Genomic DNA, 13,666 nt, shown 5'->3' with positions numbered 1-13,666 from the left:
CTTTACGGCTTTTTTTTTATTGACTTTCCGGATCAAAAGAATTCGGACAGCAATTGTATTAATCCGCCATTTTTCTTAAATTGCAGGCACAGCAAGCATTTGACAACACAAATCACAAGAAAAAACATCAGGATGTCCAATTTCAGAAAACTGCTTTTTTCAGCGGTGATTCTCACAACAGCAGTATACTCCATTGCTCAGGACCGCATTACAGGCCGCACATTTGCTACACGTTCAGAAATTATTGGCAAAAAAGGAATGGTAGCCACCAGTCATCCGCTGGCCACACAAATAGGCCTTGAGATCCTAAAAAAAGGAGGCACCGCGACCGATGCTGCTATAGCCGCTAATGCTGCATTAGGACTCATGGAACCTACGGGCTCCGGAATCGGTGGAGATTTATTTGCGCTTGTCTGGGACGCTGAGTCCAATAGTCTTTATGGCATAAATGGAAGCGGTCGTTCTCCACGATTGCTAACAAACGATTATTTCATCTCCAATAGAATAGAGAAAATACCCTCATTCGGTCCTCTTCCTGTTTCAGTTCCGGGCTGTGTCGATGCATGGTTTGAATTACATGATAAATTCGGGAAAATGCCAATGGAACAAATACTGGCTCCGGCAGCTGATTATGCCGAAGAAGGATTTCCCGTAACAGAACTGATCAGCCATTACTGGAAGTTATCTCTAAACCATTTCCGGAAATTCCCTAATGTTATGGAAACATATTCCATTGACGGAAAAGCACCTGAAAAAGGGGATATTTTTAAAAACCCGGACCTTGCAAATACTTACAGACTAATTGCCGAAAAAGGACGGGATGCTTTTTACAATGGCCGAATTGCCAAAACCATTGTAAATTTCATCCAGGGGCAAGGAGGCTTCCTTAGTGAGGAAGACTTCACCCTTCATCATTCTGAGTGGGTTGAGCCTATTCCTGTAAACTACAAAGGTTACACCGTCTGGGAGTTACCTCCTAACGGACAGGGAATCACGGCTCAAATCATGCTCAACATTCTGGAAGGTTTTGAGTTTTCCCCGGAGGAATTTGGCACCGCTCGTCATCTTCATTTAGTCAACGAAGCAAAAAAAATAGCATTCGAAGATCGGGCCAACTACATTGCCGATCCGGACTTTGCAAAACTTCCCCTTGATAAGTTGCTCTCTAAGGTTTATGCCAAAAAGAGAAGATCTCTGATTGACTCCGCAAGAGCCGGCTCCTACACACCTGGAATGCAAAATCACAGTGAGACTGTATACTTAACTGTTGCGGATCAGTGGGGGAATATGGTTTCTCTCATCCAGAGCAATTACCGGGGAATGGGATCAGGTATGGTTCCACCCGGATTAGGGTTCATGCTTCAAAACCGTGGAGAATTGTTTTCCCTGAATCCTGGAGATGCCAACGAATATGCTCCCGGCAAAAGACCTTTTCACACCATCATTCCTGCCTTTGTAACAAAAGATAAAAAGCCCTGGCTAAGCTTTGGGGTTATGGGTGGCGATTTTCAGCCTCAGGGGCATGTACAAATCATCATGAACCTCATCGATTTTGAAATGAACCTCCAGGAAGCGGGCGATGCACCTCGGTTTTCGCACAGCGGAGGGAGTACACCCACCGGAGTTTCGCACAAAACAAAAGGTGAAATTCACGTCGAAAGCGGCATTCCTTATGAGACCGTTCGTGGTTTAATGCAAATGGGACATATTGTGTCATTCGACCTGGGTGGATATGGTGGATTTCAAGGGATTATGTATGACAATGAAAGGGGAGTCTACATTGGCGCATCTGAGTCCCGTAAGGATGGTCAGGCTGCAGGCTATTAATTTCTCTTAAAACACTTACATCCAACCTAAAAGACAAACAAACAATAATAGTCACTATTAATTGTCATTTCGTCAAAAGTATTTGCAATAATTAGTCATTAGTTTTTCCTTTGAAAAACAATATAGCACGTTTTAAGGGTATGGACTTCATAAATAGGATTGTAACTTTATTAACTAAAAAAAGGTCTGAAAAGGACTCGGGTATTCCTTCAACCTTCTTCTCCAGCGAAGGAGCGGCCAGGTTAATCGACTCTTTAAATGCCACGTCATCCCCTTCAAAAGGTGTTTCTCCAGCTGAAACCCTTGCTTATAAGATTTCAAAGATCAGCCAATCCGAATACATAATTATCGCAAGAATTACTGCACAAAATCGATTTAAAATTGCAGCGATTGCTGATAATACCAATATCTTGACAACTAAACCCGACGAGTTCATGTCGGATCTGCTGCCTGTTCTTTTAAGTGAAGGAAGTGCGTTTAGTAACCAACCGGAAGATATTCTTCTTCAGATTAACAGAAAAAAGCAAAAAGCAAAATCGGTTTCTGCAATTTTACTTAGGGACAATGAAAACAAGCCCATTGGAGCAGCTTTTGGTTTTACAAAAGAAAAACATCAGCAGAAGCCCTTGATTAATGCTCTTAATTTTTTTTCCTTCAATATAAACTCCGAATTGCAACATATCATCAATCAGGAAAAACTTGAGAAGAAGAACCGGGAGCTGCTAAAAAAGGAGGAGGAATTAAAATTAAAAAACCAACTTCTGGACAACCTCAATAAAAATATCTCAAAAGCAAAGCAAATTGTGGATGAAAGTAGTCGCCTGAAATCTGCATTCCTGGCCAATTTAAGCCATGAAATCAGGACTCCGATGAATGTAATTATGGGATTTACAGAGCTGTTGAGCGCAGACAACATGCCCAATGATCAACGCCGGAACTATATTGACATTATTCAGCAAAACGGAACCCGACTTCTTCACATAATGGATTCGTTGATTGATATCTCGCGGTTCCAGGCAAAAAACATTGGAAAAGAACAACAGGCTTTCTCGCTCAATCAGATGATGCAACAATTGCTGAACAATTTCCAGTCAGAAGTTGACATTAACGGAAAGCCCTTAATTATTAATCTCACTCTCCCCACCAAAGATGGCAAAGACATTGTCACTCTTGACAAAGAAGCCACTTACAAGATCCTCAATCATTTAATTGACAATGCAGTGAAATTCACCGCTTCCGGTTTTGTGAACTTCGGGTATGAAATTCGCGACAAGCAGATCCTGTTTTTTGTTGAAGATAGCGGGATTGGAATTCCTGAAGGAAAAGAAAAAGAGATCTTCGATTTGTTCAGACAGGGAGACCTGCGATTAAGTCGCCAATTTGGGGGAACAGGATTAGGTCTGGCCATTGCCAAAAGATATGTAAATGCTATGAATGGACATATCTGGTGCAGCAATAATGAAAAACCTGAACGAGGTGCAAGTTTCAAGTTTACTTTGCCATTAAATCCCAGGGAAAAAACTTTGTCAGCCCCAAAACCGGAACAAAATGGAAGAGAGATGTTTAAACAAACCCTTTTTACCCCTTCAAATATTTCCGAATAAAACTCCTGACAAATTCTCTTTCAACGCCTTTCCTAAGTTTCAGAGGAATTTTAACTGTGTCCTACAAAACAATAGATCGTTAGATTTTTAGATATTAGATGTAAGATGATTCGTATCATGCTGAAATTCCGCACATTAACAAAAAAAGAGAGTGCTCTTGTAATCAATTGATTACGAATCTATTGTAAAAGTTTAACGGAGTATTGACAAAAAGAAGACTACTTGAAAATAACAGCAAAGAAGGGGCTTCTGAAAAAAAGTCAAAAGGGCAAAAGAAACAAGCCGCCCAATCAAAGGAGTATTGAAATGCTTTGAGATTCGGGTGGTAAAGTAAATCTTGTTCTTTTGATTAGTTATTTTTATAAAATCAAGTGCAAAGAAATCCGAGTGTGATGTGAAACAGCCTTGCACTTAAAGGCTTGTTTTTGAGATTTAATTATTTAATAGTTAATAAAATATGAGTTTTTCAGCGCTCCCCATCTATTTTCTAAAATGCCGCCATTAGCAAGCCAATGTCTTTTGAAGGAATATTAAACCTTTCACCTACATTATGATTGGTCAAAATGCCCTTATACAAGTAAAGACCGTTGCTGACACCTACATCTTGCTTGATTAACTGGCTAACACCACCGGCAATTGCAAGCCTCAACAAAACCGGTGCAAATATATTACTTAACGCAATAGAGGAAGTCCTGGAAACTCTGGATGCAATATTGTGCACACGATAATGAATAACGCCATGATGCGTGGTTACAGGCTCATTCTTTTCAGAGTTGGGAACAGCAGTATCCAAGCAGCCCCCATTCCCCATACTCAAATCAACAATGATGGAACCGGGCTTCATTCCGGCAATCTGTTCTTCAGAAATAAGAAATCCACTCTGAGGATCAAAATACCGAAGGCTGCCGATCACGGCGTCTGCAGACCTGAGAGCTTTGCTCAAAACCTGAGGGTGCAAAACAGATGTAAACAGTCTTTGTCCTACATTTCGCTCCAACTCGCGGAGATTTCGAAATGAATTATCAAATACTTTAACCTGGCACCCCAAACCTAATGCAGCTCTTACGGCGAATTCCCCCGCAGTTCCGGCTCCAATTATCACTACTTCGGCCGGGGAAATTCCTGTAATACCTCCCAGTAAAACTCCCTTGCCATTTTTCCCCTTGCTCAGGTACTCGGAAGCAATCATTATGGCTGCGTATCCTTCTATCTCACTCATACTCCTTACAACAGGATAACATCCGGCGTCATCTTTCAGAAACTCGTAAGCCAGGGCATTTACTTTTTTATGCATTAAATCCTGAATGGCTTCACGATCCTGTTTTACCATAGAAAGAAGGGAAATCAGTAACTGACCGGGAGAGAGAAGTTGCCTTTCTTCATTATTGGGAGGAGCAACTTTTAAAACAACATCGCATTTAAAGGGCTCCTCATGATCATTAACAATACGGGCACCGGCTTCAGAAAAATCGTGGTCAAAATAGTTGGCAGCATTGCCGGCTCCACTCTCAATGACAATTTCGTGTCCGTTGGCAGTAAGAAGTTCAACGCCCTGTGGGGTCAATGGCACTCTGTTTTCGCCCATCTCCCACTCCATGGGAATACCGAAAGACATAGATTTCTGTTTGTGCCCCACCTCCATTAACTCTTCTTTTGGCATTAGCCCGGCCTGGTTCATAGCAAAATAGTATGATGCACTTTTCCCGATATCTCCCATAGTTTTTTTAATATTTGAGCTCAAGTTACAAAAAAATAATTGGGAATAGTAAGTTTTAGACGGCACTCTTTATTTTCAAATTCCTCGATCCATCTTCATTCTCAGAAAGATACGCATCCAACCTATCATCCGGAAGAACTGAGGCAATCTTTTCAGGCCATTCTATCAAACAAATATGATCACTAAAAAAGTAATCTTCATACCCCATATCAAAAACCTCACTCACATCTTTCAATCGATAAAAATCAAAATGGAAAATCACCTGGTTGTCGTTCCCCTCATATTCATTCACAATGGCAAAACTGGGACTGGTTACGGGGTCCTCAACGCCCAAAACTTTACAAACACCTTTAATAAAAGTGGTTTTTCCAACGCCCATATCTCCATAAAAAGCCACAACTTTATGTTCTTTTAAAAAGGGAACTGCCTCAGAAGCAACCCTCTCAACATCTTTTTCTGAATGAATAATAAAACTATGCTCCATATTTCAAAACAGATCAATTAACTCTTTATTAATAAGCCACTTCCACGACAATCGCATAATATTGCATCAATTCAAGACTACTTCTCTTAAACCAAATAACACCCGAAAGAGTAAAATCTAAAAAAGCAAAAGGCTTTTAAAACAATTATTATTTTAAAGCTCCCTTTATTAAACGGGAATTAATTCCACAAAAGGAATCAACATTTCCTCGAGGGAAATTCCACCATGCTGAAAGGTATCCTTATAGTAATTAACGTAATAGTTGTAATTATTGGGATAGGCAAAAAAGTCATCTCCTTTTGCAAATATATAGGAAGTTGAAACATTTAGACGAGGTAAAAATGCCTCTTCCGGTTTTTTAACTTCGAAAACCTCCTTAGCCTTATAGGCAAGATTTTTTCCTTGTTTAAACCTTAGATTGGTATTGGTATTCCGATCTCCAACAACTTTTACCGGATGCTGAACCCGAATGGACCCGTGATCGGAGGTAAGAATAACTTTAACTTTCTCAGAGGATAGTTTTTTCAACAACTCAAACAATGGAGAATGAACAAACCATGATCTGGTCAGTGACCGGTAAGCTGATTCATCCGAAGCCAATTCTTTTATCATCTTCATTTCGGTGCGGGCATGAGAGAGCATATCCACAAAATTATACACCAACACCGAAAAGTCATTCGACAAAAGCCGGGAATAATTATCAGCCAGCCTTTTGCCGGTTTCATTGTCACTGATTTTGTGATAAGAAAAGGAAAAAGACCGGCGCATTCTTTGAAAAAATGCTTTTATTAATTCCTCCTCATACTGGTTTCGTCCGCCTTCCTCATCGTCATCCACCCAAAGATGTGGATAAAACTCTTGAATTTGATTGGGAAGAAGGCCTGAAAAAAGGGCATTCCGGGCATATTGTGTAGCTGTTGGCAGAATACTTGAATACACCCCATCGGCAGCCACATCGTATAAAGACCGGATATCTGAACGAATGGTTTCCCACTGATCAAGTCTGAAGTTATCAATCACAACGAGAACTACTTTCTGTCCCTGGTCAAGCATGGGAAGTATTCTCTGCTTAAACACCCGGTGAGACATTAAAGGCCCTTCTTCGTCAGCCAGCCAGTTAAGGTAGTTATTCCTGACTGTTCTTGAGAACAACTGGTTGGCCTCATTTTTCTGCATTTTCAACACCTCATCCATAGGGCTGTCGGTACTCTGCAACTCCAACTCCCAATACACCAGTTTACGGTAAATACCAGCCCATTCATCCATGCTGAGATTGTCATTCATTTTTAATCCCAGGTCAGAAAACTCGGCCTGATAATCACTGGTTGCTTTTTGAGTCACCAATCTTTCACGATCGATATGCCTCTTAATGGAAGAAAGTATTTGATTCGGCTTCACGGGTTTTATCAGATAATCAGAAATTTTACTGCCAATTGCCTGATCCATGATGTCTTCTTCTTCACTTTTGGTAATCATAACCACCGGCATGGTGGGTTTAAGTTCCTTCATTCGGGAGAGCGTTTCAAGTCCACTCAATCCGGGCATATTTTCATCAAGGAAAACCAAATCCACATTTTGTTTCGCGAGCAAATCCAGTGCATCATTCCCATTGGTTGCAGTAGCCATTTCGAAACCTTTTTCCTGAAGAAAAATAATATGTGAACGCAAATGTTCAATTTCATCGTCCACCCATAATATCCTTATTTTCTTTATTTCATCCATATCTTCACATCTTATTCTTCAACGTTATCTTCTTCAGTTTCCTGTTCCATTTTCTGCTCCACATATGAAACATCCGGGATTTCACTTTCGTTGATTATTATTGCTGATAGCGCACTTCCTGGCAGGTAGTTTTCCAAAAAGAAAGTTCTATAACCTTCCACGTCTTCTGCACTTTTTATTTGCTTTTTGTTACCCCGGCTTATTAACAGTACCTGGGGTTCTCCCGACTCATCAACTTTAAATACAGAAGGATTATCGATTAAAGCAAAGAAATAATCCAGACCTGTAGTTCTATTTCTAAAAGGGCCGGTTTCCAGTACTTTTAAATTCCCGATATTAAATGTTGACAACTCGAGTTCTCCCGTTACAAACCGATCAAAATTAAAATTGGCCAGATTAAAAAGTAATTGATTGATATCAGCTTTTGGATTCATCACTACATATAAATAATGGAGTGAATCAGGTTCATATACAAATTTATCGGAAGCAACTGATTCCTGTTCGATCTCTGAAGATGAACCTGCATCCAACCGGCCGGACACTTCATCCGAAAGCGCCATTGTAATTTTTTGAGGTTTACGTCCCTGCTCAAGTAAATTGAGCCAGTTTTGAGCAACAGTGGCCTGAGATGAATTGGGATAATCATTGACGATTACTGTCAACTGGTTCTTAAATCTGCTATCGGCATCTGTTTGACTATAAGCTGCTGCGCTCAATAAAAAGGATTGTGGCATAAGCGAATCATAAGCTTCACCAATTATTTGCTCAGTTTTGTTAATTACCTTGCTCCATGAACCCTTTTGAAAATCATTAAAAGCATCTTCGTATAAATCATTTAATTTTTCTTCCCGGACTTCCTGCTTTTCAAAATATTGAGGGTCTTGAATAAATGCAGCGAAACGACTATCAGGATAATCGTCTGTAATCACCTGCCCATAATGCTGTGTACATCTGTTGTCAGATATTTCACGACAAGCCATATAGATTCCCATCAGAGTTTGTTCACGAAACTTTGTCTGTGGATATTCACTCAAAAGTCTTTCAAACATTTCAATGGCTTCCTCCTGCTTATCGAAATTGTGTGCCAGAACATGCCCGGCACTAAAAAGAGAGGACTGAATTTTAAGATGAGAAGCTTGTAATTCCGGAGAAGTCAAAGGCAAACCTGCTTCAAGAGACTCCTTATCAGGCATATCATCACCAGCCTGCCCCTGTTGAATTTTCTCTTGTGGTTCCTGCCCCGGTCCGGGGGGGTTCTGACCAAACGGATCAGACGGCATCATGCCATCATTCCCTTGATCCATTGCAACCTGAGCTTCTTTGTTGGTTCGTCTCCAGTTATCTTCCAATTCACGGCGTCCCCAGCGCTTTTCAAATTCCATTTCCCCCAGGCTAACCATAGTCTGGTTATAGAAGTACCACTTTCCGGATTCATCAGTATTACGATTTCCCCGGTTGGCAAAATTGCGATAAAAGAACGCATCGTCTGTTTGATCCTGAAATTGTTTCTGTTCTTCTTCCTGCTCCAGTTGTACCAGGAGATTATCAAGAAACTCATCTCTTTCGGCCTGTGGCATTGCAGCAATACGTTGTACACTGTCTTCGTACTGAATTGCATTCAGATTGATGGCCAACGGTTCCAGCTTATCTTTTCTTTTTGATATTTCATATAAACCGGGATAACCTTCCGGTAATGCAGTGAGGGTACTGTCATAATAAGCATTAGCAGCAACATAATCTCCCGATTGGAAATAGACATCAGCCATGCGTTTATAGATACTTCCGCTCAGACTTTTGTTTCCGCCTCCATATCCGGCAGCCAATTGCAAATTTGTTAAAGCATTCAGGGTATCACCTTCCCAAAACCATGTTTGCGCGATCGCATAATATATTTGACCCCGATAATCCAGGTTTTTATATTCTCCGGCATATTTTTCCAAAGCTTTTCTGGATTGCTCCGGATTATCCGGGCCACCCTCAAGCAAAGCTACTTTGACTCTGGCATGGATGGCAAACTCATAATCGGGATTCATTTTTTCAACAGTTTCATAAGCCTCCCGGGCCAATGTATATTCTTTATTTTTTTCAGCTACCTGCCCCAAAACAAAATTCCATCTGATTTTCTGCCATCTGTCGGTGGTCGATTTTGCAGCCATCCGGCAATATTCCAATGCTTTTTCAAAATCGCCTTTAACAATCCAGTACCAGGCATATGTTGACATAGCCTCAACATAATACTTCTCTTCATCCTTGACTTCGGAGGAATATCGTTCAAGGCTAAGGCGTGCACTCTCCATATTTCCTGTTTCAATATATGCTCTGGCCATCCACAAAATGGCCTTGAAACGAACCTTTTTGTCAGGAAATGTTTGCAAAACCATATCAAAAGCACTTAGCCCTTCATGCCAGTTATGAGAATAAATATGAGCTTTCCCTATAAGCATCCAGGATTCGTCTACCCAACGGTTAAACTCCCGTTGATTATAGAATTCCCGATACTCCTGCGAAGCTCCTCTGGGCAGACGGTCAGGTTTCACGGTAATAGAATGTTTATCAATAAGCTTATGCCCCTTGCGAACAGCCCGGTTCATCTTTGATCCGGGTACCTGCCCATGTGCAGATTTGGCATAAGCAAACATGGGAAGAACTTTTGTAAAATCGTCTTCCAGGGATTCGCGCATATCCTCCTGTCCCTGATCAAAACTTTGCTGCCCGTTAAACAGGACATTGTATCTGGCAGTAAGGTTATGATATCCTCGAGACAACCAGGTATTTTTTTGAGTGGAACATCCCAGAAAAAGGAAAAAACCCAATATATAAAAGAGGTGAAAATTCTTCATGTACAAAACTGAACTGATAATACATTATAAACTGCCTTGCGGCAAAAATATTTCCTAAATTACTCAGGAAAAAATATTTTTATCCTGTCATCAACAAAGATAATCATCTGCAAGGAAGTTTTTTCGAAGATTTCGGCATAATTTCCCCTATGCACAATTACAATAGATCGTTAGTCCCGATGCTTCGGGATAGATATTAGATTTAAGACGAACCACATAGTACTAATAATCAAAGTCTTAAAGCAATCATGGATGTTGTTCCAAAAAATTGATTTATAGCCTTTTACAATCCCGAACCATCGGGATAACGGAGTATCGCAATTAAATAATAAACCTTATATGAGAGTTGATATAATAGAAGACGATCCGGTGTTCAATAAAATAATTGAAAGAGTAGTAAAAGGCAACAACTCATATGAGACAATCGTCCACTTCGATGGAAAGAGTTTCCTTAAGCAACTTTCCCCCTCTTTAAATGTTGTGACATTGGATTTGGGATTACCTGATATTTCAGGAACCAAACTAATGAATCAAATCAGAAAGTACAACCCTGAAATAGAGATCATTATCATCTCGGGCCAGGACAATATTCCTGTTGCAGTAAAACTTCTGAAGGAAGGGGCTTACGATTATATCACCAAAGATGAAAACATTAGGGAGAGGCTACTACACACACTTAGGAAGATAGAACAAAACCACCTTTTAAAGCAGGAACTTGCACAATTAAAAACAGAAGTATCTGACAAATACCAATTCAGACAAACCATACAGGGGGATAGCCCGGCAATAAAAAACATATTTACCCTTATCGAGAAGGCCATTAAAGTTCCCAACATAAATGTTTCTCTTCATGGGGAAACCGGAACCGGTAAAGAACTCACAGCCAAAACCATTCATTACAATTCTCCAAGGAAAAATCATCCTTTTGTGACATTGAGTGGCAGCACATTGATGGGGAATAAACTTGAGTCTTCTCTCTTTGGAGAAGAAAAAGGGGCCTTTTCGGATTCACTGATGACAACCAAAGGAAAGATTGAAGAAGCTGGCGAAGGAACGCTTTTTATCGATGAAGTAACCGATTTCGATACAGACATTCAGCTAGCACTTTTAAATGTTCTTCAAACGAAGAAAATGAAAAGAATAGGTGGCAGTGAAGAGATACCGGTAAACTGTCGAATCATAACAGCCACCTCTTTTGATTTACTTCAGGCAGTAAGGGAGAAAAAATTCAGAGAAGATCTTTACTATCTGTTGGTGGGCCTTCCAATATCAATTCCTCCACTTCGTGAAAGAGGAAAGGATATTATCACTCTGGGATCTTCTTTTCTCAGTTCTTTTTGTAAAGAAAACAACTTACCCCCAATAAACTTATCATCAGGGGCAAAGAAAAAATTATTATCTCATGAGTATCCGGGAAACATTCGGGAATTAAAAGCCATAATCGAGCTGGCTGCCGTGCTTTCAAATTCATCTGTTTTGGATGAAAGACATATTGTTTTCAACCATTCGGAACCAACCCCGGAGATTCTTCATGAAGAATTAACTCTCAAGGAATATAACGAACGAATCATTTTATACTTCCTGAAGAAATACAATAATGTAATGGAGGTGGCCGACAAACTCAACATTGGGAAGTCGACCATCTACAACTTACTAAAAAAGCAGAAAGAGGACTAACACTTAAACAGCCACAACCTCAAGAATTTCGGGCACTTTTTGCTTAACTACCATTTCCACTCCGCCTTTCAGCGTTTGAACACTCATTGGGCATCCATTACAAGCGCCATCAAGTTTTACCTTCACCCTCAAATCATCGGTAAGCTCAACAAAGGAAAGATCCCCGCCATCCGATTGAAGATACGGACGCACAGTATCCAGAGCTTCCTTAACACGCCGGGTGAGTTGTTCTTTGTCCATTTCCATAAAGTTTACTTTCTTATTACTTCAACAATTTTGGTTGGAGGAAGGTTTTCATTTCGTTGGTCCACTGCCTCAACCACTGCCTGGCCGAGCTTGGCAAAAGCCTGCCCGGTTATACTGTCGGGATTTAATGCAGAAGGCTCGCCATTATCTCCTCCCTCACGAATACTCTGTACTATAGGGATTTGACCTAACAACCGAACCTTTAACTCTTCTGCAAGCTTTTTACATCCACCTTCACCAAAAATATAGTATTTGTTTTCGGGAAGTTCAGCAGGAGTAAACCAGGCCATATTTTCAACAAGTCCAAGAACGGGCACATTGATTTTTTCCCCTGTAAACATGCTGATTCCTTTTCTGGCATCGGCAAGAGCTACATCCTGAGGTGTACTAACAACCACAGCTCCGGCAAGAGAGATGGTTTGTACAGCTGTCAAATGTATGTCGCTGGTTCCGGGAGGTAGATCCAGTAATAAGTAATCCAACTCACCCCAGTCGCCATCACTGATCAATTGTTTTAAGGCATTGGTTGCCATAGCACCACGCCAAACAAGGGCATCCTCAGGATTAACGAAGTAACCTATACTCAGGTTTTTAACACCATATTTTTCAACAGGCACAATTTTATCTTTACCATCGACTTTTTTAAGTACCGGACGGGCATCCTCTGTCTTAAACATTTTAGGAATAGAGGGGCCATAGACATCAGCATCCAACAACCCAACTTTATATCCCATATTTGATAAAGCAACCGCAAGATTACTGGCAACAGTGGATTTTCCAACCCCTCCTTTTCCTGATGCCACAGCAACAATGTTTTTCACTTCAGGCAACATCTTTGCTTCAGCTTTAGGTGCTTTAGGCTTTACCTTCACAAAAATATTCCCTTCAATCTGGGCGTCATCTCCAACATATTTCTTTATAGCCTGTACCGATGCTTTCTTAATGGCGGCCACAAAGGGATCATTGGCCCGCTCGAACTTCAAGCTAAAACTAATTCTTTTTCCATCAATGCGGATATCATCTTCAACCATACCAAGAGAAACAATATCCTTTTCTTTGCCAGGATGAATAACATGCTTCAAGGCATCAGTAACCAGCTGCGGATAAAAACTCATATCTAACTTTATTTAAACTTTTTAAATATAGCAACAAAGGTAAAAAAAATTCGCCAAAGCGAACAAATGTTTATTTAAAACCCCATAAATAAAAGGCTAATCAACCACCCTTTCAGGCTTCCAGAAAATGTTTTCAAAGTTCTTAACCTTATCATTTTCAACTTCGACTCCTTCACTTTCCAACAATTCCTGCATTGTATCAGCATTAGGAAAAGCATGCTTTCCGGTGAGTTGACCATTCCGGTTCAACACACGATGAGCCGGGACAAAACATGGTTGTGAAAAAGCTTTATTCATAGCCCAACCGACCATTCTTCCGGCTCCGGGCGAACCAATTGCCGAAGCAATCGCCCCGTAAGTGGTAACCCTCCCCGAAGGAATCAGCTTCACCACTTCGTAAACTTTATTAAAGAATCCCTCATTATTGCTCATTG

The 13,666-nt window shown here is 40.6% G+C and carries 10 protein-coding genes; 3 read left to right on the top strand and 7 right to left on the bottom strand.

The genetic code is table 11. The annotated features are described in order from the left end of the window. Positions 1-132: 132 nt before the first annotated feature. A complete protein-coding gene (gene ggt, locus DDZ16_RS11310; protein WP_158275653.1) occupies positions 133-1,827 on the top strand; it encodes a gamma-glutamyltransferase in 1,695 nt (564 codons plus the stop codon). A 140-nt stretch (positions 1,828-1,967) separates the two neighbouring features. Next, positions 1,968-3,431: a sensor histidine kinase gene (locus tag DDZ16_RS11305; RefSeq protein ID WP_109264584.1), complete on the top strand. Its 1,464-nt coding sequence runs from the start codon at positions 1,968-1,970 to the stop codon at positions 3,429-3,431. A gap of 487 nt (positions 3,432-3,918) precedes the next feature. Here the strand turns inward: DDZ16_RS11305 and DDZ16_RS11300 are convergent, their stop codons facing one another. The 4 genes from DDZ16_RS11300 to porW all read right to left on the bottom strand — a co-directional run bounded on the left by DDZ16_RS11300 (position 3,919) and on the right by porW (position 10,194). Further along, complete coding sequence (locus DDZ16_RS11300) at positions 3,919-5,148, bottom strand: alanine dehydrogenase (protein ID WP_109264583.1); 1,230 nt, start codon at positions 5,146-5,148, stop codon at positions 3,919-3,921. A gap of 55 nt (positions 5,149-5,203) precedes the next feature. Continuing rightward, positions 5,204-5,632, bottom strand: a complete 429-nt coding sequence (gene tsaE / locus DDZ16_RS11295) for a tRNA (adenosine(37)-N6)-threonylcarbamoyltransferase complex ATPase subunit type 1 TsaE (RefSeq protein WP_109264582.1) — start codon at positions 5,630-5,632, stop codon at positions 5,204-5,206. 168 nt (positions 5,633-5,800) lie between these two features. Continuing rightward, positions 5,801-7,354, bottom strand: a complete 1,554-nt coding sequence (gene porX / locus DDZ16_RS11290) for a T9SS response regulator signal transducer PorX (RefSeq protein WP_109264581.1) — start codon at positions 7,352-7,354, stop codon at positions 5,801-5,803. Between the two features lie 11 nt (positions 7,355-7,365). Further along, entirely contained in the window at positions 7,366-10,194 is a 2,829-nt protein-coding gene (gene porW, locus DDZ16_RS11285) for a type IX secretion system periplasmic lipoprotein PorW/SprE (protein WP_109264580.1), read from the bottom strand. Positions 10,195-10,533: 339 nt separating this feature from the next. On the opposite strand from porW, the gene DDZ16_RS11280 reads away from it, so the two are divergent. Next, positions 10,534-11,871, top strand: coding sequence for a sigma-54-dependent transcriptional regulator (locus DDZ16_RS11280; RefSeq protein ID WP_109264579.1), 1,338 nt, complete (start codon positions 10,534-10,536; stop codon positions 11,869-11,871). 3 nt (positions 11,872-11,874) lie between these two features. Here DDZ16_RS11280 and DDZ16_RS11275 read toward each other — a convergent pair whose 3' ends face one another. From DDZ16_RS11275 to DDZ16_RS11265, 3 genes are all read right to left on the bottom strand, one after another. Further along, positions 11,875-12,117 (bottom strand): NifU family protein, encoded by a 243-nt coding sequence (locus DDZ16_RS11275; protein WP_109264578.1) that lies wholly within the window; start codon positions 12,115-12,117, stop codon positions 11,875-11,877. A 5-nt stretch (positions 12,118-12,122) separates the two neighbouring features. Beyond that, positions 12,123-13,232 carry an Mrp/NBP35 family ATP-binding protein gene (locus tag DDZ16_RS11270; RefSeq protein WP_109264577.1) on the bottom strand — a complete coding sequence of 370 codons (1,110 nt, stop codon included), beginning with the start codon at positions 13,230-13,232 and terminating at the stop codon, positions 12,123-12,125. Positions 13,233-13,328: 96 nt separating this feature from the next. Beyond that, positions 13,329-13,664, bottom strand: a complete 336-nt coding sequence (locus DDZ16_RS11265) for an MGMT family protein (protein ID WP_109264576.1) — start codon at positions 13,662-13,664, stop codon at positions 13,329-13,331. Positions 13,665-13,666: the final 2 nt, after the last annotated feature.

Origin of the sequence: Marinilabilia rubra, assembly GCF_003121985.1 — a bacterium.
Taxonomy (GTDB): Bacteria; Bacteroidota; Bacteroidia; order Bacteroidales; family Marinilabiliaceae; genus Marinilabilia; species Marinilabilia rubra.
Note: the sequence above shows the minus strand (reverse complement) of the source record. Positions and strands in the feature narration are given on the sequence as shown.

Excerpts from the sequence above, each read along its gene's own strand:
- ggt (WP_158275653.1), top strand. The coding sequence starts at position 133 with ATGTCCAATTTCAGAAAACTGCTTTTTTCAGCGGTGATTCTCACAACA.
- DDZ16_RS11305 (WP_109264584.1), top strand. The coding sequence starts at position 1,968 with ATGGACTTCATAAATAGGATTGTAACTTTATTAACTAAAAAAAGGTCT.
- DDZ16_RS11300 (WP_109264583.1), bottom strand. The coding sequence starts at position 5,148 with ATGGGAGATATCGGGAAAAGTGCATCATACTATTTTGCTATGAACCAG.
- tsaE (WP_109264582.1), bottom strand. The coding sequence starts at position 5,632 with ATGGAGCATAGTTTTATTATTCATTCAGAAAAAGATGTTGAGAGGGTT.
- porX (WP_109264581.1), bottom strand. The coding sequence starts at position 7,354 with ATGGATGAAATAAAGAAAATAAGGATATTATGGGTGGACGATGAAATT.
- porW (WP_109264580.1), bottom strand. The coding sequence starts at position 10,194 with ATGAAGAATTTTCACCTCTTTTATATATTGGGTTTTTTCCTTTTTCTG.
- DDZ16_RS11280 (WP_109264579.1), top strand. The coding sequence starts at position 10,534 with ATGAGAGTTGATATAATAGAAGACGATCCGGTGTTCAATAAAATAATT.
- DDZ16_RS11275 (WP_109264578.1), bottom strand. The coding sequence starts at position 12,117 with ATGGAAATGGACAAAGAACAACTCACCCGGCGTGTTAAGGAAGCTCTG.
- DDZ16_RS11270 (WP_109264577.1), bottom strand. The coding sequence starts at position 13,232 with ATGAGTTTTTATCCGCAGCTGGTTACTGATGCCTTGAAGCATGTTATT.
- DDZ16_RS11265 (WP_109264576.1), bottom strand. The coding sequence starts at position 13,664 with ATGAGCAATAATGAGGGATTCTTTAATAAAGTTTACGAAGTGGTGAAG.